The 18,483-nt window shown below is 69.0% G+C and carries 16 protein-coding genes and 1 tRNA gene; 9 read left to right on the top strand and 8 right to left on the bottom strand.

Annotation, left to right across the window (positions count from 1 at the left end; all coding sequences use genetic code 11):
• Positions 1-81 precede the first annotated feature (81 nt).
• Positions 82-1,149: a LacI family DNA-binding transcriptional regulator gene (locus O5O54_RS04770; RefSeq protein ID WP_279479399.1), complete on the bottom strand. Its 1,068-nt coding sequence runs from the start codon at positions 1,147-1,149 to the stop codon at positions 82-84.
• A 318-nt stretch (positions 1,150-1,467) separates the two neighbouring features.
• Here O5O54_RS04770 and O5O54_RS04765 point away from each other — a divergent pair, with 318 nt between their 5' ends.
• From O5O54_RS04765 to O5O54_RS04745, 5 genes are all read left to right on the top strand, one after another.
• Positions 1,468-2,727, top strand: a complete 1,260-nt coding sequence (locus tag O5O54_RS04765) for an ABC transporter substrate-binding protein (protein WP_279479397.1) — start codon at positions 1,468-1,470, stop codon at positions 2,725-2,727.
• Positions 2,728-2,881: 154 nt separating this feature from the next.
• The gene (locus O5O54_RS04760) at positions 2,882-3,877 is read left to right on the top strand and encodes a sugar ABC transporter permease (RefSeq protein WP_279479395.1); all 996 of its coding nucleotides are present in this window, start codon (positions 2,882-2,884) and stop codon (positions 3,875-3,877) included.
• Positions 3,877-4,719 carry a carbohydrate ABC transporter permease gene (locus O5O54_RS04755; RefSeq protein ID WP_279479393.1) on the top strand — a complete coding sequence of 281 codons (843 nt, stop codon included), beginning with the start codon at positions 3,877-3,879 and terminating at the stop codon, positions 4,717-4,719. The genes O5O54_RS04760 and O5O54_RS04755 overlap by 1 nt, the downstream gene beginning before the upstream one ends.
• Positions 4,720-4,724: 5 nt before the next feature.
• Entirely contained in the window at positions 4,725-6,413 is a 1,689-nt protein-coding gene (locus O5O54_RS04750) for an alpha glucosidase (RefSeq protein ID WP_279479391.1), read from the top strand.
• Positions 6,414-6,432: 19 nt separating this feature from the next.
• Entirely contained in the window at positions 6,433-7,533 is a 1,101-nt protein-coding gene (locus tag O5O54_RS04745; RefSeq protein ID WP_279479390.1) for a sn-glycerol-3-phosphate ABC transporter ATP-binding protein UgpC, read from the top strand.
• A gap of 50 nt (positions 7,534-7,583) precedes the next feature.
• Here the strand turns inward: O5O54_RS04745 and O5O54_RS04740 are convergent, their stop codons facing one another.
• Entirely contained in the window at positions 7,584-8,165 is a 582-nt protein-coding gene (locus O5O54_RS04740) for a transglycosylase SLT domain-containing protein (protein WP_279479388.1), read from the bottom strand.
• Between the two features lie 272 nt (positions 8,166-8,437).
• Between O5O54_RS04740 and O5O54_RS04735 the strand changes: the two genes are divergently transcribed.
• Positions 8,438-8,581, top strand: coding sequence for a DUF1127 domain-containing protein (locus O5O54_RS04735; protein WP_279479386.1), 144 nt, complete (start codon positions 8,438-8,440; stop codon positions 8,579-8,581).
• 200 nt (positions 8,582-8,781) lie between these two features.
• Here O5O54_RS04735 and O5O54_RS04730 read toward each other — a convergent pair whose 3' ends face one another.
• The gene (locus tag O5O54_RS04730; protein ID WP_279479384.1) at positions 8,782-8,970 is read right to left on the bottom strand and encodes a hypothetical protein; all 189 of its coding nucleotides are present in this window, start codon (positions 8,968-8,970) and stop codon (positions 8,782-8,784) included.
• A gap of 98 nt (positions 8,971-9,068) precedes the next feature.
• Positions 9,069-11,006 (bottom strand): methyl-accepting chemotaxis protein, encoded by a 1,938-nt coding sequence (locus O5O54_RS04725; protein ID WP_279479382.1) that lies wholly within the window; start codon positions 11,004-11,006, stop codon positions 9,069-9,071.
• Between the two features lie 389 nt (positions 11,007-11,395).
• Here O5O54_RS04725 and O5O54_RS04720 point away from each other — a divergent pair, with 389 nt between their 5' ends.
• Together O5O54_RS04720 and O5O54_RS04715 are read left to right on the top strand one after the other, a co-directional pair.
• Complete coding sequence (locus tag O5O54_RS04720; RefSeq protein WP_279479381.1) at positions 11,396-12,244, top strand: GGDEF domain-containing protein; 849 nt, start codon at positions 11,396-11,398, stop codon at positions 12,242-12,244.
• Positions 12,245-12,419: 175 nt separating this feature from the next.
• Positions 12,420-13,028, top strand: a complete 609-nt coding sequence (locus O5O54_RS04715; protein ID WP_279479378.1) for a hypothetical protein — start codon at positions 12,420-12,422, stop codon at positions 13,026-13,028.
• A gap of 28 nt (positions 13,029-13,056) precedes the next feature.
• On the opposite strand, the gene O5O54_RS04710 is transcribed toward O5O54_RS04715, so the two are convergent.
• Genes O5O54_RS04710 through O5O54_RS04700 form a run of 3 tightly spaced genes read right to left on the bottom strand, consistent with a single transcriptional unit; the run spans position 13,057 to position 15,794 of the window.
• Positions 13,057-13,839 (bottom strand): heme ABC transporter ATP-binding protein, encoded by a 783-nt coding sequence (locus O5O54_RS04710; protein WP_279479376.1) that lies wholly within the window; start codon positions 13,837-13,839, stop codon positions 13,057-13,059.
• A gap of 4 nt (positions 13,840-13,843) precedes the next feature.
• Positions 13,844-14,935: an iron ABC transporter permease gene (locus tag O5O54_RS04705; protein WP_279479374.1), complete on the bottom strand. Its 1,092-nt coding sequence runs from the start codon at positions 14,933-14,935 to the stop codon at positions 13,844-13,846.
• The gene (locus O5O54_RS04700) at positions 14,925-15,794 is read right to left on the bottom strand and encodes a hemin ABC transporter substrate-binding protein (protein WP_279479372.1); all 870 of its coding nucleotides are present in this window, start codon (positions 15,792-15,794) and stop codon (positions 14,925-14,927) included. The genes O5O54_RS04705 and O5O54_RS04700 overlap by 11 nt, the downstream gene beginning before the upstream one ends.
• A gap of 224 nt (positions 15,795-16,018) precedes the next feature.
• Here O5O54_RS04700 and O5O54_RS04695 point away from each other — a divergent pair, with 224 nt between their 5' ends.
• Positions 16,019-18,220, top strand: a complete 2,202-nt coding sequence (locus O5O54_RS04695; protein ID WP_279479371.1) for a TonB-dependent hemoglobin/transferrin/lactoferrin family receptor — start codon at positions 16,019-16,021, stop codon at positions 18,218-18,220.
• A gap of 93 nt (positions 18,221-18,313) precedes the next feature.
• Here the strand turns inward: O5O54_RS04695 and O5O54_RS04690 are convergent.
• Positions 18,314-18,389: transfer RNA gene (locus O5O54_RS04690), tRNA-Lys, on the bottom strand.
• Positions 18,390-18,483: the final 94 nt, after the last annotated feature.

Below are 18,483 nucleotides of genomic sequence, written 5' to 3'. Positions count from 1 at the left end.
CAATGCCTCGCAGACCGGACGTCGACCTCCGCGCCGGTGGTTGCGTTTGGCACCCCGTCGTCCTGCCTGCGGTCGGTTCGTTCAGCGATCGCCCTCGATCTCGGCCCCTGAGGCGAACGTCCGCGTGCCCGGCGCCGGGCCGGTCGAGGCACCCTCCACCAGCGGCACGTCCCAGACCTCCACGAGGTCGGCCGCCGGCGTGCCCTTCCGGCGCAGGATGGCCATCTCCGCGATGCGGCGTCCGGCGAGGCGTACGCTGGAGCGCAGGACCGTGAGGCCGGGGGCGGCGATTTCCGCCGGCAGGGCGGCGATCACGTCGTCATGGGCCATCAGCGAGACGTCGCCCGGAATGCGCAGGCCGAGATCCGCCAGGGCGCGCGCCGCGCCCGTCGCCACGAGCACGGAGGTGCAGAGAAAGGCGGTGGGAGGCGAGGCGAGCGCGAGCAGGCGGCGCGCCGATCCGTAGCCGTGGGCGAAGGTCTGCGGCCCGGCCGCCTCGAGGGCGGGATCGGGGTCGAGGCCCGCCTTGGACAGCGCCAGCCGATAGCCCTGCCGCCGGTCGAGCGCATAGGCATAGGCCTCCTCGCCGTTGAGGAGCGCGATCCGCCGGTGGCCGAGGCGGGCCAGATGCGCCGTCCCCGCCTCGAAGGCCCGAAGGTTGTCGACGCTGAGCGAGGCGACGGCTTGGCCGAAGCGCGGGCGACCGTGGCAGACCACTGGAAAGTCGATCTCGGCGAGGTCGGCGGTGGCCGGCCGGTCGAGGATCGGCGACAGGAAGACCAGCGCGTCCACCGCGCCCGAGGCGACGATACGCCGGCAGGCCGCGCGCTCCTCGCCCGCTCTGGTGGGAAAGAGATGGATCGCCAGGCCCCGCTCGGCCGCGGTCTCGCTGATGCCGGTCAGGAGATCGGTGACGATCGGATTGTCGAGCATGTTGTCGGCGACGCCGAACAGGATGCCGATGGCGTCGGCCCGGCCGGTGGCGAGGCGCTGGGCGAGCGGGTTGGGCCGGAAGTTCAAAGCCTCGGCCGCCTCCATCACCCGGCGGCGCGTCTTGGCGCTGACCTCGGGAAAGCCGTTGAGGGCGCGGCTGACCGTGGCGGGCGACAGGTTCAGATGGTCGGCTAGATCCTTCAGATTGCGAACCATGCCGCCAGCCCTCCCCCTTAACCGTCCCGAACACGACGTCTTGATCCGCCGGGCATCCGCCGAAGCCAACTTGACACGATTTTCAAACCGCTTCAAATTGCATTCAAAGCGGTTTAAATTTGGGTTTGACGATTTTTCATCGATCGATCGGCGGCTATGGGAGACGGTCGCCCTCCGGACGCTAGGTTTTGAAACGGGAGAGCCGCGGGAACGCGGCACCGGGAAGCGGCCGGGTGGCCGGCCCAGCGACGTCGCTTCGGGCGACGCGCCGGGATCGGGCAAGTCGGTCGGCCCGGGGCACAATGGGAGGACTGACGCATGCTGAAATTCTTCGCCGCCGCGCTGGTCGCGGCCACGATGCTTGCAGGCGGAGCGGCGCGGTCGGAGGAAATCTCCATCGCGCTCGGCTCGGTCGGGCGCGACGTCGACGAGATGCGCGGCCAGCTCGACGCCTTCCAGAAGGCGACCGGCCATACGGTCAAGATCGTGACCATGCCGGCGTCCACGACCGACCAGTTCGGCCAGTACCGTCTCTGGCTTTCGGCCGGCAACAAGGACGTCGACGTCTACCGCACCGACGTGATCTGGGCTCCGCAGCTCGCCGCCAACCTCGTGGACCTGACGGAGGCGATGAAGGACGTCGTCGGCCAGCACTCGCCCGCCGTGATCCAGTCGCAGACGGTGGACGGCAAGCTCGTCGCCATGCCGCTCTTCGCCGACGCGCCGGCGCTCTACTACCGCAAGGACCTCTTGGAGAAGCACGGGCGCGAGGTGCCGACGACCTGGGCCGAGCTCGCCGAGACGGCCAAGGTCGTCCAGGACGCCGAGCGCCAGGGCGGCAACGCCCAGATGAACGGCTTCGTGTTCCAGGGCTCGGCCTACGAGGGCCTTACCTGCAACGCGCTGGAATGGGTGGCGTCCGGCGGCGGCGGCCAGATCGTCTCGCCCGAGGGCGAGATCACCATCAACAACCCGCAGGCGGCGGCCGCGCTCGACAAGGCCAGGAGCTGGGTCGGCACGATCGCGCCCCAAGGCGTGCTCGGCTACATGGAGGAGGAGGCGCGCGGCGTCTGGCAGACCGGCAACGCCGTCTTCATGCGCAACTGGCCCTATGCCTACCCCTTGAGCGCGGCCGACGATTCGCCGATCAAGGGCAAGTTCGACGCGGTGCCGCTTCCGGCGGGCGAAGGCGGCCAGTCCGCCGCGTGCCTCGGCGGCTGGAACCTCGCCGTCTCGCAATATTCCGAGCACCAGGACGTGGCGATCGAGCTGGTGAAGTTCCTGACCTCGGCCGAATCGCAGAAGTCGCGCGCGCTCGGCACCGCCCGCCTGCCGACGATCTCCTCGCTCTACGAGGACCCGGAGATCGTCGAGAAGCAGCCGCTCGTCGCCAAGTGGAAGAGCGTCTTCGAGAACGCGACGCCCCGCCCCTCGGCCCCGACCAAGGCCAAGTACAACGAGGTGTCCCAGCAGTTCTGGACGGCGGCCAACAAGACGCTGGCCGGCCAGGGCGACGGGGCCACCAACCTCCAGGACCTGGAGCGCCAGCTCCGCCGCCTGAAGCGCAACGCCTGGTAACAGCCGGGGCCGCGCGAGACGCGGCCGGCACGATCCTCCGCGCCCCGGCCGTCGAGGGGCGCGGACCGCAGCCTCATTCGCTCGTCCCCGGCACGGTGCGCGCCCCCGCGTCCCCTGCCCGAGGGACCCCCGTATCCAGCGAGGCGCCTGTCCCATGTCCAGCACCACCCCCGGCGCCCCTCCGACCGAGGCCGCCTTTCGCGCCGAAGCCGCACCGGCGCGCCGCTCCGCCCTGTCGTCGCAGCGCCGCCGCGCGGCCTGGCTCTTCCTCCTGCCGATGCTGCTCGTGCTGGCGCTGGTCGCCGGCTGGCCGCTCCTGCAGACGATCCGCTTCTCGCTGACCGACGCCCGTCTGTCGGATCTCGCGGGCGCGCAGTTCATCGGCTTCGGCAACTACTACGAATGGGTCGACTACGGCGGCGGCGAGGGCGAGGCCTTCGGGCTGCTCGCCGATCCCGTCTGGTGGCAGGCCGTATGGAACACGGTGCGCTACACCGTGATCTCCGTGTCGATCGAGACGGTGCTCGGCCTCGTCTTCGCCCTCGTCCTCAACGCCGAGTTCAAGGGCCGCGCCTTCGTGCGCGCCGCCGTCCTGATCCCCTGGGCGATCCCCACCATCGTCTCGGCGCGGATGTGGGCCTGGATGATGAACGACCAGTTCGGCATCCTGAACGACATCCTCGTCAACCTCGGGATCATCGCCCAGCCCATCGCCTGGACGGCCTCGCCGGACACGGCGATGATGGCCGTCATCATCGTGGACGTCTGGAAGACGACGCCCTTCATGGCGCTCCTGATCCTCGCCGGCCTCCAGATGGTGCCGGGCGACGTCTACGAGGCGGCGAAGATCGACGGCGTCAATCCGGTCAAGGTCTTCTTCAAGGTGACGCTGCCCTTGATCCGGCCGGCGATCCTCGTCGCCGTGATCTTCCGCGCGCTCGACGCGCTGCGCGTCTTCGACCTCATCTACGTTCTGACGCCCAACAACCCGCAGACCAAGACCATGAGCGTCTACGCGCAGGAGAACCTCTTCCAGTTCGACAACTTCGCCCAAGGCTCCGCCGCCTCGACCATGCTGTTCCTGGTGATCGCGATGATCACGCTCCTCTACATCAAGACGGCGCGGCTCAATCTCGAGGGAGGCAAGTGATGAGCGCGCGTACCATCCAGCGCACGGCCGGACGGGTCGGCTTCTATCTCCTCGTCCTCGCCATCGTCGTCTTCTCGGTGTTTCCCTTCTACTACGCCATCCTGTCCAGCCTGAAGACGGGCACCGACCTCTTCCGCATCGACTATCTGCCGCGGGCCGTGACCTTCGCCAACTACGAGGGCGTCCTCTCCTCCGGCACGTTCGTGCAGAACATCCTGAACTCGCTCTTCGTCGCGGTCTCGGTGGTGGCGATCTCGCTGTTTCTGGCCGTGACCGCGGCCTACGCCCTGTCGCGCGTGCCCTTCCGGGGGCGCGGGCTCCTGCTCCTGACGATCCTCGGCGTGTCGATGTTCCCGCAGATCGCGGTGCTCGCGGGCCTCTTCGAGATGATCCGCTGGATGGGGCTCTACAACACCCTGTTCTCGCTGATCTTCGCCTACATGATCTTCACCCTGCCCTTCACAGTCTGGGTGCTGACCACCTTCATGCGCGACCTGCCGGTGGAGATCGAGGAGGCGGCGATCGTGGACGGCGCCTCGCCCTTCACCATCGTGCGGCGCGTCTTCCTGCCGCTGATGTGGCCGGCGCTGGTGACGACGGGGCTTCTCGCCTTCATCGCGGCCTGGAACGAGTTCCTCTTCGCGCTGACCTTCGTCGCCAACAACGACACGCGCACGGTGCCCGTGGCCATCGCGCTCCTGTCGGGCGCCTCCGAACAGGAAACGCCCTGGGGCACGATCATGGCGGCGTCCGTCGTCGTCACGGTGCCCCTGATCGTCCTCGTCCTCATCTTCCAACGCAAGATCATCTCCGGCCTCACCGCAGGCGGCGTGAAGGGCTGATGTCCATGCTCGACTTCCCAACCAAGTCCGCGCTGGCAGCGAGCGCCGTCGAGGCCGTCCCCGACCGCGACTGGTGGCGCGGCGCGGTGATCTACCAGGTCTATCCGCGCTCCTTCCAGGACTCGAACGGCGACGGCATCGGCGACCTCCCGGGCATCACGCAGCGCCTCCCCTACATCGCGGAGCTCGGCGCGGACGCGCTCTGGATCTCGCCCTTCTTCACCTCGCCGATGGACGATTTCGGCTACGACGTTTCGGACTACCGCGACGTCGACCCGATCTTCGGCACGCTCGGGGATTTCGACGCGCTGGTGGCGGAGGCGCACCGGCTGGGGCTGAAGGTCATGATCGACCTCGTCCTGTCCCATTCCTCCGATCGACATCCCTGGTTCGTGGAGAGCCGCCGCGACCGGACCAATCCCAAGGCGGACTGGTACGTCTGGGCCGAGCCCAAGGACGACGGCTCGCCGCCCAACAACTGGATGTCGAACTTCGGCGGCTCGTCCTGGGAATGGGATGCCGGGCGCCAGCAGTACTACCTGCACAACTTCCTGATCTCGCAGCCCGACCTCAACTTCCACAACCCCGAGGTTCAGGACGCGATGCTGGACGTCGTGCGCTTCTGGCTCGATCGGGGCGTCGACGGGTTCCGGCTGGACACGGTCAACTTCTACTTCCACGACGCCGAGCTTCGCGACAACCCGCCGCTCTCCCCCCACGACTGGAACGAGCGCACCGCGCCCCGCGACCGGCCCTACAACCGCCAGGACCATCTCTACGACAAGAACCGGCCAGAGAACCTCGCCTTCCTCAAGCGCTTCCGGGCGCTTCTCGACGAATACCCGGCGGCCGCCGCGGTCGGCGAGGTGGGCGAGCTGATCCGCGGCGTCGAGCTGATGCGCGAATACACGGAGGGCGGCGACCGGCTCCACATGAGCTACGCCTTCGACTTCCTGAACACCGAGCTTCCCGCGATCGACGACATCCGCCCGGTGATCGAGCGCTTCCTCGAAGGGGGCACGGACGCCTGGGCCTGCTGGGCCTTCTCCAACCATGACGTGACGCGCCACGCGACGCGCTGGGCCGAGGGGCAGGCCGACCGCGAGGCCGTGCTCCGGCTCGCCGCGGCGCTCCTCCTGTCGCTTCGCGGCTCGGTCTGCCTCTACCAGGGCGAAGAACTGGGACTGACCGAAGCCGAGATCCCCTTCGAGGACATCGTGGACCCCTGGGGCAAGCGCTTCTGGCCGATCATCAAGGGCCGCGACGGCTGCCGCACGCCGATGGTCTGGGACGCGGACGCGCCGAACGCCGGCTTTTCCGACGCCGCCCGTCCCTGGCTCCCGGTGCCGGACGAGCACTTGGCCCTTTCGGTGAGCGAACAGGAGGGCGCTCAAGGGTCCCTTCTGGAGGCCTATCGCCGCTTCCTCGCCTTCCGGCGGGAGCACGCGGCCCTCGTGAAGGGCGACATCGCCTTTCTCGACCTCGGCGCCGAATGTCTCGCCTTCGTGCGGGAGCACGGCGCGGAGCGGATGCTCTGCGTCTTCAACCTCTCGCGCCGGGCGACTGACATCGCCCTGCCCGGCGACCTCATGGGCGCGCGGCTCCTCGATGGGACCGGCGATTTCGGGGCGCGGCTCGACGGCGCGACCCTCAGCCTCCAGCGGCACGGCGCCGCCTTCATGCAGCTCGATTGAACGACAGGGGAGGAAACCGATGGCCCATCTCAAGCTCACCGGCGTTCGCAAGGCCTATGGGTCGGTCGAGGTGCTGCACGGCATCGACCTCGACATTCCCTCGGGCGAGTTCGTCGTCTTCGTCGGCCCGTCCGGCTGCGGGAAGTCCACCCTCCTGCGCACCATCGCGGGGCTGGAGGACATCACCGGCGGCACGCTCCAGATCGACGGGCGCACCGTCAACGAGGCGACCCCGAAGGAGCGCGGCATCGCCATGGTGTTCCAGTCCTACGCGCTCTATCCGCACATGACGGTCTACGACAACATGGCCTTCGGCCTCTCGCTGGAGAAGGGCCAATCCAAGGGCGAGATCGACCGGCGGGTGCGCGAGGCGGCGAAGATCCTGCAGATCGAGCCCTATCTCGACCGCCTCCCCAAGGCCCTGTCGGGCGGCCAGCGCCAGCGCGTGGCGATCGGGCGCGCCATCACGCGCGACCCGAAGGTCTTCCTGTTCGACGAACCGCTGTCCAATCTCGACGCCGCGCTGCGTGTCCAGACCCGCATCGAGATCGCGCGGCTGCACGAGCGCATGTCGGACACGACCATGATCTACGTCACCCACGACCAGGTCGAGGCGATGACGCTGGCCGATCGGATCGTGGTCCTCAACAAGGGCCATGTGGAGCAGGTCGGAACGCCGCTCGAGCTCTACAACGATCCCGACAACCTCTTCGTCGCCCGCTTCATCGGCTCGCCCGCCATGAACGTCCTGCCGCTGTCCGGGGGCGCGGTCCTGAAGGGCAGCGGGGCGCGCGTTCCGGTGGCCCTTCCGCCCGGTGCGGGCGGCGAGATGCATCTCGGCGTGCGCCCGGAGGACCTGACGATCGCCGGCCCCGGCGAGGAGGCGCTGGTCGAGGGCACGGTGGCCCTGACCGAGGACCTCGGCGAGGTGACGCTGGTCTATGTCGACATCGGCCTCCAAGGCGAGCCGCTGGTGGCCAAGCTCGCCGGCAGCGTCGATCTTCCACGCGGCACGGCCGTGCGGCTCGCCGCCCCGGCGGACAAGCTGCGCTTCTTCGGCGCGGACGGGCAGGCCATCCGTGCCGCCCCCGCCGCGAAGCCGATGCGGGCCGCGGTGTGAGGCGGCGCCGGATCGGCGACGTCCGGCGCCGCCATGGGTCGGCACGCTCGTCAGCCGCAGCGCGCGAGCTGGGCCTGATAGCGCCGCGCCATGTCCTGCGCGCGCTTGGCGCCGCGTAGCGCCTCCGGCCGGTTGCGCCACACGCCGCGCGCATAGCCGGCATTGCCGGAATGGTAGGCGAGGTAGAGCCGGTAGGCGTCGGACTTGTCGATGCCGAGCCGGCGGGCGCTGTCAGCGTGGTACCAGCCGATGAAGCGGATCGCGTCGGCAAAGTCGTTGCGCCGGTCGGCATGGCGCCCGGTGCGGCGCTGGTAGTCCGCCCAGGTCCCGTCGAGGACCTGGGCATAGCCGTAGGCCGTGGAAATGCGCTTGCCGGGGATGAAGCCGAGGATCCAGCGGCGCGGCGGCCGGGCACGGGCCTCGAAATTGGATTCGGCCTGGATGGTCGCCATTAGGACGTGGACGGGCACGCCGAACTCGGCCGAGGCCTGCAGGGCATCCCGGCGCCAGTCCGACAGGAACCCGTCGCGCTGACTGAAAATGGCGCAGGCATTGCCCGTGCTCTTGGGCGCCGAGGCGCAGCCCGCGAGCACGAGGACGGCCAGGACGGAAGGGATCGCAACAACGCGCATGAACTGTCCCCCTTTCGACGGGAACGCTACGGCGCCGCTCTTAACGGAGCGTTATCCCTGGGGGCCCCGTCCCTGCCCGGCGCCGGCCGGCACCCGCGCCCCGCAGGCCATGCAGGGCTGCCCTGCGCGGGCGAGATAGCGAGGTTCCGCAGGGCTGGCATGCGGTGTTTGCGCTCCTTTTCGAGCGCCGGAACCCCTATCTTCCGGTTGTCGAAAGAAACGAGACCGGCGGCCACCATCGACGAGAGGCCGCGATGACAAAGGAAAGTCCCATGCGCTTCGCCAACGCCCTCCGCTCCTTCCGCAAGGTTCGCGAAACCGCCAACGAGTTGAATAGGCTGTCCAACCGCGAACTCGCCGATCTCGGCATCACGCGCTCGGACATCCCGGCGCTGGCCCGTCAGGCGGCCCGCTAAGAGTTCTGAAGGTTTCGCCTCGGCCATCTCCTCCCAAAGGCCGAAGCGGATAGAAGCCCGCGATCCTCCTCCCACGCGGGCTTTACACATGACGCCCTGCCGGTCCTCCCCCGGCAGGGCGTTTCTGCGTTCGGGAAGACGGCACGGCCTGACGGGAATGCAAGGGGGCGTGGCCTAGCCGCGCGGCCGGCCGGCGGCGGTCAGTCCGCGGGAAGGGCGGCGGACTGGAGGCCGAGCAGGAGATCACGGATGGCGGCCGGCAGCACCGTGAGCACCACCGCGTCGCCCGAGCCGCTGAGGCCGAAGGCCGTGATGGTCCCGTCGCTGTGCGGCTCGACGCGCTCGACCTTGGCCAGGCTGACGCTTCTGAAGCGACGATCCTTCATCATTCCATCCCTTGCTTGCTTCACACGGCGATCGCCGATCGCGCCTGTTTCGGATACTCGAAGGCCGGCGGGATGCCGCCGGCCTTGCTTGAAGACGTCGGTCAGAACTCTTCCCAACTATCGCCGACGGCCGTTAAGGCCGCGTTGCCCTGCGTCACCGGCTTCATCTGGACCACCGGTCGGGCCGTCGCCGTGCGCCGGGCGACGTTCGCGCTGCGCTGGGTGGCGCGTTCGCTCTGCCGGGCATGGTTGGCGCTCGCCGCCGTCTTGAACTCGGCGATCAGGCGGGCGAGCTCGTCCGTCTCGTTGGCGAGCGTCTGGGCGGCGGCCGTCGCCTCTTCCACCATGGCGGCGTTCTGCTGGGTCACCTTGTCCATCTGATCGGCGGCGGTGGAGACCTCCTTGAGGCTCACCGCCTGCTCCTGGGCACGACGCGCGATCTCGCTGACGACCCGGCTGACGTCGCCGACCTCCGAGATGATCTCCTCCAGGCTCTTTCCGGAGGCGCTGACGAGCTCGACGCCGTTGCCGACCTGCTCGCTCGACGCCTCGATCAGCTGCTTGATCTCCTTGGCGGCCTCGGCCGAGCGCTGGGCGAGCCCGCGCACTTCCTGGGCGACGACGGCAAAGCCGCGTCCCGCCTCGCCGGCGCGCGCCGCCTCGACGCCCGCGTTCAGGGCGAGGAGGTTGGTCTGAAAGGCGATCTCGTCGATCACGCCGATGATGCGACCGATCTTGTCGGAGGACTCCTCGATCGTGCGCATCGCCTCGACCGCGCGGCCGACGATGGCACCGCCCTTCTCGGCGCTGCGCTGGGCGCTTTCGGCGCTGGCTTTCGCCTCGTCGGCGTTGCGCGCCGTCTCGTTGACGGCCCGCGTCACCTCGCCGAGCGCCGCGACGGTCTGTTCGAGGCTCGCGGCCTGCTGCTCGGTACGCTGGGCGAGGTCGTTGGAGGCCGCGTTGATCTCGCCGAGGCCCGTGCGGATCGAACCGATCGAGCCGACCACGGAGCCGATCGTGTGCTCGAGCCGGCCGACCGATCCGTTGAACTGGTCGCGGATGGCCACGTAGTCCGCGGCCACCGGCTGGTCGATGCGCACCGTGAGGTCGCCGGCGGCCAATCGCGAGAACCCCGCCTCGATCCCGCTCACGAAGCTGGCGAGCTCGCGCGCCTTGACGCGCTCGGCCTCGGCCTCGCGCTCCTGCCGAGCCGCATCGGCCGCACGGGCAGCGGCGGCTTCGGCCTCCAGGCGCCGGTTCTGGATCGCCGCTTCCTTAAACACCTGGACCGCGCGCGCCATGCCGCCGACCTCGTCCCCGCGGTCCTGGCCGACGACCTCGGTCTCCAGCTTGCCGGCCGCAAGATCGCCCATCCGGCTCCGCAGCGCGGAAAGCGGCGTGGTGATGCCCTTGGCCGAAATCCACATCGCGGCGAGGAGCCCCAGGATCGCGCTCGAAACGGTTCCCACGACCAGTGTCCAGGACGTCGTGACGGAATTCGCCGAGAGCGCATCTTTGGTTTCGTCGACGCGTGCGACGGTCTTCTGGTTGAGGGCGTTCGTGATCTTGCTGAGTTCGAGGACGACCGGATCCATGACGCGCATCTCGGAGAGCGCCAGCGCGTTGTTGTTGGCAAGGCCCGCGGCCACGGCGTTGGTCGCGCGCAGCGCGACGACGTCCATCTTGGCCTTGAGGGCGGCCAGCGCCTCTGCCTCGTCGGTCAGCCGAGACGAGGCTTCCGCGAAGGACTGGTTCATCGACGCGAGCTGATCCTTGGCGACGGTCGCCGCAGCCTGCGCCTCGGCCGACGACCCGTCGTAGCTGAAGGTTCGATAGGCAGCATAGCCAACCGCATTGGCCGCGCGATTGATACGCGCGAGATAGAGCGTCGACTTGTCGAGCCGCTCGATCATCTCGGAATAGGCCTCATTCGACGAGAGCAACTGCATCGAGCCATAGACCGATGCCGCGATGCCGATCAAACTGGTGAAGACGGCGATCAGCGCGATCTTCGTGGCGATCCGAAGGTTGCCAAGCATGACTTGTAGGATCCGCAAAAAGTGATTGTTTCCGTTAAAATCAACCATTCTCCTTTAAACTAGGTTAAAACAATAGACGTCCGGCGTCCGACTTGGCGCTCAAGACACCGCCTTCGATCGACCAAGCATCGCTGCGTCTCTGCCCTGATGGCTTTCTGGATGGCAAATCAAGCCGCAGGCGTTTCCCGGCGGCATGGCGACCGGGTTCCGGCGCCTGTGGACCCGGGGTTTCGAGCAACCGGCGGCCAATCTCCCGCGTCCTGGGCACACAGTCGCGGCGAGATTCCCTTTCGTATGGGAATGACCGATCCTATTTGCCGCTCGACTCATCTTTTACGGGTTCTTAACCGCAACACTTCAATCTCGGGTTAAAGATTCGGCCGGGACCTATGTCGAAGATCAACGTCGATTTGCTTGCCGTTCCGGCATTCTCCGTAGAGGTGACCGACGACGGCATCCTGCGCTACGACGGCATCAACGTGCTCCTCTGCCAGTTGTCCGGCTTCACCAAGGAAGTATTCGTCGGCAAAACGGCGGCCGAGTTCATGTCCTTCGAAGGCGCCCGGGCCTGGGAGGCGAACTATCGCCGCTGCCTTGCCACCGCGGTCATGGACGAATACGAGGAACTGGCCGAAACGCCCGCCGGGCTTCGCTGGTGGCGCACGATCCTGGTCCCGGTGGTCCAGGATGGCGGGAAGATCGTCCAGCTTCTCGGAATCGCGGCCGACATCAACGAGCGCAAGCGGGCCGAGGAATCCCTCCAGTGGGCGGCGTTCAGCGACCCTATCACGGCGATCGGCAATCGGCGGCGCTTCGACCTCGATCTGGCGGCCGCCATGGCGCGCTCCATGGACAGCGGCCGCCCCTTCGCGCTGGTCCTGGCCGACATCGACTGCTTCAAGTCGATCAACGACACGTTCGGCCACGATGTCGGCGACGAAGTTCTGCGCCAGACGGCCGCCAGGCTCCGCGCCGGGGTGCGCGAAAAGGACAAGATCGCCCGCATAGGGGGTGACGAGTTCGCCGCGATCCTGTCTTCGGCAACCGAAGGCGCGGTCGCGGTCGCGCTGGACCGTATCGAACGGCAGTTCGTCGACCTGATGGACTGCGGTCGCACCAAGGTGCGGACCGGCGTCAGCGTGGGTGCCGCACTCTGGCGTGTCGGCATGTCGGCCGACGAACTGCGTCGGTCCGCCGATGCGGCCATGTACGAGGCAAAGCGCCGCCGCGCGGCCTGACGCGCAACGCTTCGAGCGACCCTTTGCTGGCGGCCGTCCCAGTCTCGCTACATTTCGCCCGCAATTCTAAACATGGCTGATTGTAGCACCACGTTATGATCAGCCGGAGGAGAACGGACGGGAGACAGAGGAAAGCCCTCCGCCGACCGTCGATGCGGATAGGGGAGCTACCGCTATGAAACCCATGCTCGTCGCGACCACGCTTGTCGCGTTCACCGCCATGCCGGCTCTTGCCGAGACCTACCAGAAGGCCGGATCGGAACTGAGGACGGGGGAAGCCGCGACGGTTCCCCATCTCGTTCCCAAGGGGCCGGAGGTTCCGATCGAGTTGCGCGTCACCGCCATCGAGGAGGGATCGATGGAGGATCTCCAGGGCTTCGAGATTCCGGCGAACCTGCGCGACGCGCGGCCCGTCTATGTCCGCTACGAATACACCAATCTCAGCGACGAGGACCTGTCGGCCCAGCAGGTCGGCGCCTTCGTCGCCATCGACGACCGCGACCAGGAACACGCCCCGGCGCTCGCCATGAGCGGCGGCACGTTCACGAAGTGCACCGCGCCGTCGGCACGGGACCTCACCAAGGGCAAGTCGGCGGACGGCTGCCTGATGTTCATGATCCACGAGAACGGCCGCCTCGCAGCCGTGGCCTACAAGGGCCACTACCGGAGCGAGGGCTCCAGCAACACGCAGGCGGACTATCCGATCTACTACAACCCGGTGAAGTGGACGGCCTCGGCCAGCACCGACGCGTCCGGCGGCGCGAAGAAGGTCGTGGTGCAGTAGGCAGCCCCTCTGCAGACGGCGGCGCGCCTCAAAGCGCCGCCGTCTGCGGCAGCAGGAAGGGCATGCCGGGCGGCGGAAGGGCGCCGACCCGGAGCCGCAGCCCGAACACGGATTCGATCAGCGCATCGTCGAGCACGGCAGAGGGACGGCCCTCGCCGGCGATCCGCCCGCCTGACAGGACCACGAGGCGGTCGGCGAAGCCGGCCGCGAGATTGAGGTCGTGCAGCACGGCGAGGACGCCGCCCCCGCCCCGCGCGAAGTCGCGCGCGATCTCCAGCACCGCGATCTGGTGGCGGATGTCGAGGCTGGACACCGGCTCGTCCAGGAAGAGGAAGCGCGGCCCGCCCTCCCCCACCGGCCCCCCGGTCTGCGCCAGCACGCGGGCGAGATGCACCCGCTGCTGCTCGCCGCCCGACAGCTCGCCATAGAGACGGCCGGCAAAGCCCGAAAGTTCGACGCGCGCGAGCGCCGCGCGAACCGCTTCGGGCCGCACCCTGTGCCCGCCCGCCTCCAGCCCGAGGCCGACGACCTCGCCCACCGTGAAGGGAAAGGCGAGTTCCGACGCCTGCGGCAGCACCGCGCGGCGTCGCGCGAGGGCGGCGGGCGACAGGTCGGAGAGCGCGCGTCCGTCCAGCGTGACGCGGCCGTGGTCCGGCGCCGTCTCGCCGGTGAGGAGCGTCAGGAGGGTCGACTTGCCGGCGCCGTTCGGCCCGAGGAGGACCGTGAACTCGCCGGGACGCACGGTCAGCGTCACGCCGGTCAGGACCGGCCGGCCGCCATGCCGGCGGCAGAGGTCGCGGGCCTCGATCATCGCTCTAGCCCAGCCAGGCGCCGCGCCGGCGCACCAGGATCCACAGGAAGACCGGTGCCCCGAGCGCCGCCGTCAGGATGCCGATCGGCAGTTCGGCCGGCGCGACGATCGTGCGCGCGACCATGTCGGCCAGAAGCATCAGGATCGCGCCGAGAAGGGCCGAGGCCGGCAGGAGCAGGCGGTGGTCCGGCCCGACGACGAGGCGCAGGAGATGCGGCACCACGATGCCGACGAAGCCGATCGGGCCGGCGACGGCGACCGCCGCGCCCGTCGCCAGCGCGACCAGGACGACGGCGAGGCGCTTGAGCGCCTGGACGCGGATGCCGAGATGGAAGGCCTCGGCCTCGCCGAGCACGATCCCGTTCAGCCCGCGCGCCACCAGCGGGGCGAGCGCGAGCGCGGCCAGCATGGGCGGGGCGCCGGCCCCGAGCTTTTCCCAGGACGCGCCGCCGAGCCCGCCGAGGCTCCAGAAGGTGAGGTCGCGCAGCTGCGTGTCGTCGGAAAGATAGATCAGGAAGCCGGTCGCGGCCGCCGTCAGGGCGCCGAGCGCGATGCCGGCGAGCAGCATCAGCGCGACGGAGGAGCGCCCGTCCCGCGTCGCGATGCGATAGATCAGGAGCGTGGCGGCAAGACCGCCGCCGAAGGCGAAGACCGGCAGCGTATAGGCTCCGAGCACCGCCGCGAGCGGCGCCAGCGCCGAGCCGGACAGGACGATCGCGCAGACGGCTGCCAGGGCGGCGCCCGACGAGACCCCGACGAGACCGGGATCGGCGAGCGGATTGCGGAAGAGGCCCTGCAGCATCGCGCCCACCGTGGCGAGCGAGGCGCCGACCAGCGCGCCGAGGAGCACCCGCGGCAGCCGGATCTGCCAGACGATCACCGCCTCGGCGACCGGCGCGTCCGCCGCACTCGGTCCTGCGAGGAGGATGCGCGCCACGGTGCCGGGCGCCAGCATGGCCGGGCCGGTTGCGACGGCCAGGAGAAGGGTGAGGACGAGAAGCGGCATCAAGAGAAGGAGGCAGACGGCCCCGCGCGCGCGCCGGTCGCCGCTCGCCGCGGCGCCCGTCGCGCCTTGCACGGCGAGGTCAGCGACCATGCGCCGCCTCCAGCCCGCGATCGGGATAAAGCCGGGCGGCGAGATCCCTCACGGCCGCCGGGGTTCGCGGGCCGAAGCCGAGAAGGTAGCCCGCATCCATGCGGATCACGGCGCCGGCGCGCCCGGCCGGGGTCGCGGCGAGGGCGGGAACGGATAGGGGATCGGCGAGCGCATCGTCCCCCGCCCGCGAGACGACGAGGATGACGTCCGGCGCCAGCGCGACCGCCGCCTCCAGCGACAGGGCCTTGTAGCCCTCGACATCGGCCAGGACGTTCTCGCCGCCCGCCAGCCGGATGACGGCGTCGGCGCCCGTGTCCCGTCCGGCGCCGTTCGGCCGCCCGTCCACCAGGGACAGGACGAAGAGGACGCGCCGGCGGGGACCGACGTCCCGAAGGTCGCTCGCCAGCCTGTCGAACGCCGACATCAGACCTTCGGCCATCGCCTCGCCCTCCCGCGCCTTGCCGACGGCGGCCGCCACGCGCCGAACCTTCTCGTCGAGTTCGGCCACCGAATGCCCGGTCGGCACGCGCTCCACGCGCAGGCCGGCCGCGGCGATCGAGGCGACCGCCTCGCGCGGACCGGCGCCCGCCTCCAGGATCACGAGGTCGGGGGACAGCGCGAGCACGCCTTCGGCCGAGAGCTGCCGGAGATAGCCGACATTCGGCTTCTCCCGCAGCGCGCGCTCGGGGAAGGTGCTGGTCGTGTCCACGCCGACGATCCGGCCCTCCTCGCCCAGAGCATAGAGGATCTCGGTGACGGCGCCGCCCACGGCCACGATGCGCCGCGCGTCTCCCTCCGCCGAGACCGGCCCCGGCAGAAGAACGAGCAGCGCGAGAAGCGAGAATCCCAGACGCAGCATATCCACCATCCAACAGGCAATCCGACCCTTCATTCGCCGATCCGCATACGCCGGTCAAGTTATCAATCAGTAGAATGTTTCCATTTTGGAATGATTATCGAATATTCCTGCAATACACGAGATTGACTCATTTGCATATTGGCCGCTATCCGACAATTCCAGTGAGGAATTACGAAGTTTAGATCACCTCCAATTCCGATCGAATCTCCAAACGGATAGTCACGATGGCCGAACAGCACGCATTCCGGACGACGATCATGGCGGGTACGGTGCTCGCGGGCCTGGCGACGGGTGCCTCGGCGCAATCGGCCGACGCGGACGCGCAGGCGGTGACGCTCGATACGGTCACCATCGAGGCGGGCACCGAGACGCGAACGGGCGACTTCGCCGGCACGGCCACGACCACCACGACCACGCGCGAGGCGATCGAGAACCGGTCGATCGAGACGATCGAGGATCTCGGTCGGCGCGAGGAGGCCGGCATCACCTTCAACCGCGCCAACCGCTCGATCAACGTGCGCGGGCTCGACGGCGCGCGCGTACTGACAACGATCGACGGCATCCGCGTACCTTATCTCGCCGACGCCACGCGCGGCGCGAGCGGCGGCGTCGACGCCTTCGACTTCAATTCGCTGTCGGCGGTCCACCTCACGCGCGGTGCGGACCCGACGCTCGGCAGCGGGGCGCTCGGCGGCGTCCTGTCCTTCCGCACGCTGGAGCCGGAGGACCTCCTGAAGGGACGGCGCCTCGGCGCCTTCACGCGCAACGGCTACGATTCGGCCGACGGAAGCTGGTTCGCCTCGGGGGCGGCGGCCATGCGCCACGGCGACACGTCCATCCTCCTCCAGGGCGGATACCGGCAGGGGTCCGAGCGCGACACGGGCGGCGACGTCGGCGGCATCGGCGCGACCCGGACGGAGCCGAACCCGCTCGACAGCGAGCAGTTCAACGTCCTTGGAAAGATCTACCGGGACCTCGGCGAGGGCCACCGGTTCGGCCTGACCGCCGAGGCGTTCCGGCGCCGCGAGGACATCGAGACGCTGACGACGCAGACGGCGACCGGCATCTATCGCGCCGGCAACCATGGTTCCGGCGAGGACGTCGACCGCCGCCGCCTGGCGCTGACCTACGACTACGAGGCGCCCGAGCCCGGCGCGGGCTTCGTGGACCAGGCGGCGGCCTCGCTCTACTACCAGTCGCTGGAGCGGTCCTCGACGGTGGAGGCGCTGCGCTCCTCCGCCCCCGTCGGCCGCTTCGCGCGCGACAACAGCCTGGCCGAGGACGCGGTCGGCTTCCTCGGCCATGCCGCGCGCGACTGGCAGTTCGGCACGCTCGCCAACCGCCTGACGGTCGGCGCCGAGTTGCGCGCCGCCACGCAGACGCAGTATTCGGCCGGCGTTGACGGCTGCCGGACCGACCGGAGCGCGGCCGCGCGGCGCGCCTGCGCCCTTCTGCACACGAACCAGGCGGACTCGCCCGAGGTGGACGGGCGCGCCGTCGGCCTCTTCGCCGCCAACGAGACGGCGCTCCTGGACGGTCGTTTCCGCGTGACGCCCGGCCTGCGCTACGACTGGTACGAGGAGGCGCCGCAGTCCACGCCCGAATTCACGCGCAACGCCAGCTTCCGCGGCCTGCCGCAGCCCTCCACCGGCGACGCGCTCTCGCCCAAGTTCCTTGCCGAGTACGACCTGCTTCCGGGCTTCACGGTGTTCGGCCAATGGACGCAAGGGTTCCGGGCGCCGACGGCGGGCGAACTCTATGCCCGCTTCGGCGGCCCCGGCACCTATCTGCGCCTCGGCAATCCGGAGCTCGACGCCGAGACCAGCAACGGCTTCGACGCCGGCATCCGCCTGGACCAGGAGGTGTTCGGCGCGTTCATCACCGCCTTCCACACCGACTACGAGAACTTCATCGACACGGTGCAGGTGAGCCCGCCGGGCGGCGAATATCCGCTGGGCGGCATCTCCTCGCTGCGCAACATCCCGCAGGCGCGCATCGCCGGCGTCGAACTCGGCGGCCATGTGCGCTTCGCCGAGCATTGGACCGCGCGCGGATCGCTTGCCTATGCCGACGGGCGCAACCGGACGGACGGGACTTGGCTGAACTCGGTTCCGCCGCTTACCGCCATCGTCGGCCTCGGCTTCGAGCGCGCGACCTGGGGCGGCGAGGTCTCGGCAAAACTCGCCGCCGAGCGCGACCGGGTGTCGGGCACCGGCTTTCGGGCGCCCGGCTACGGCGTCGTGGACGCCACGGCCTGGATCGAGCCGGAGCGTCTGCCGGGGCTGAAGATCGCCGGCGGCGTCTTCAACCTCTTCGACAAGACCTATTACGACGCCGTCGCGGTGCCGCTCGCCCGCTCGCAGCCCGACGCGTTCTATTCCGAACCCGGACGCTCCGTCCGACTCAACGTCAGCTACCGGTTCTGACGCTCCGACAACGGCTCGGAGCCGTCCGCAAGCATCGTCGACGGCACCCCGGCGGGAGTGCACATCAAGCAATTCGTCGTCGCTTCTAGGAAATGGTGGGTGATGTAGGGATCGAACCTACGACCCGCTGATTAAGAGTCAGCTGCTCTACCAACTGAGCTAATCACCCGGAACGCTGGGGCCACTGTCGCGCCCCGCGTCTGAGGGGGCTTCTAGTCGAACTCGCCCCCGATGTCCAGCGGCAAATGCCGTCGATCTCCAAT

The sequence above is a fragment of the Aureimonas sp. SK2 genome, from assembly GCF_029813115.1.
Taxonomy (GTDB): Bacteria; Pseudomonadota; Alphaproteobacteria; order Rhizobiales; family Rhizobiaceae; genus Aureimonas.
This window is presented reverse-complemented; position numbering and strand designations above follow the sequence as displayed.

Coding starts and splice junctions, on each gene's coding strand:
- O5O54_RS04760 (WP_279479395.1), top strand. CDS start 2,882: ATGTCCAGCACCACCCCCGGCGCCCCTCCGACCGAGGCCGCCTTTCGC.
- O5O54_RS04745 (WP_279479390.1), top strand. CDS start 6,433: ATGGCCCATCTCAAGCTCACCGGCGTTCGCAAGGCCTATGGGTCGGTC.
- O5O54_RS04705 (WP_279479374.1), bottom strand. CDS start 14,935: ATGGTCGCTGACCTCGCCGTGCAAGGCGCGACGGGCGCCGCGGCGAGC.
- O5O54_RS04730 (WP_279479384.1), bottom strand. CDS start 8,970: ATGATGAAGGATCGTCGCTTCAGAAGCGTCAGCCTGGCCAAGGTCGAG.
- O5O54_RS04695 (WP_279479371.1), top strand. CDS start 16,019: ATGGCCGAACAGCACGCATTCCGGACGACGATCATGGCGGGTACGGTG.
- O5O54_RS04765 (WP_279479397.1), top strand. CDS start 1,468: ATGCTGAAATTCTTCGCCGCCGCGCTGGTCGCGGCCACGATGCTTGCA.
- O5O54_RS04715 (WP_279479378.1), top strand. CDS start 12,420: ATGAAACCCATGCTCGTCGCGACCACGCTTGTCGCGTTCACCGCCATG.
- O5O54_RS04725 (WP_279479382.1), bottom strand. CDS start 11,006: ATGCTTGGCAACCTTCGGATCGCCACGAAGATCGCGCTGATCGCCGTC.
- O5O54_RS04770 (WP_279479399.1), bottom strand. CDS start 1,149: ATGGTTCGCAATCTGAAGGATCTAGCCGACCATCTGAACCTGTCGCCC.
- O5O54_RS04710 (WP_279479376.1), bottom strand. CDS start 13,839: ATGATCGAGGCCCGCGACCTCTGCCGCCGGCATGGCGGCCGGCCGGTC.
- O5O54_RS04700 (WP_279479372.1), bottom strand. CDS start 15,794: ATGCTGCGTCTGGGATTCTCGCTTCTCGCGCTGCTCGTTCTTCTGCCG.
- O5O54_RS04735 (WP_279479386.1), top strand. CDS start 8,438: ATGCGCTTCGCCAACGCCCTCCGCTCCTTCCGCAAGGTTCGCGAAACC.
- O5O54_RS04750 (WP_279479391.1), top strand. CDS start 4,725: ATGCTCGACTTCCCAACCAAGTCCGCGCTGGCAGCGAGCGCCGTCGAG.
- O5O54_RS04755 (WP_279479393.1), top strand. CDS start 3,877: ATGAGCGCGCGTACCATCCAGCGCACGGCCGGACGGGTCGGCTTCTAT.
- O5O54_RS04720 (WP_279479381.1), top strand. CDS start 11,396: ATGTCGAAGATCAACGTCGATTTGCTTGCCGTTCCGGCATTCTCCGTA.
- O5O54_RS04740 (WP_279479388.1), bottom strand. CDS start 8,165: ATGCGCGTTGTTGCGATCCCTTCCGTCCTGGCCGTCCTCGTGCTCGCG.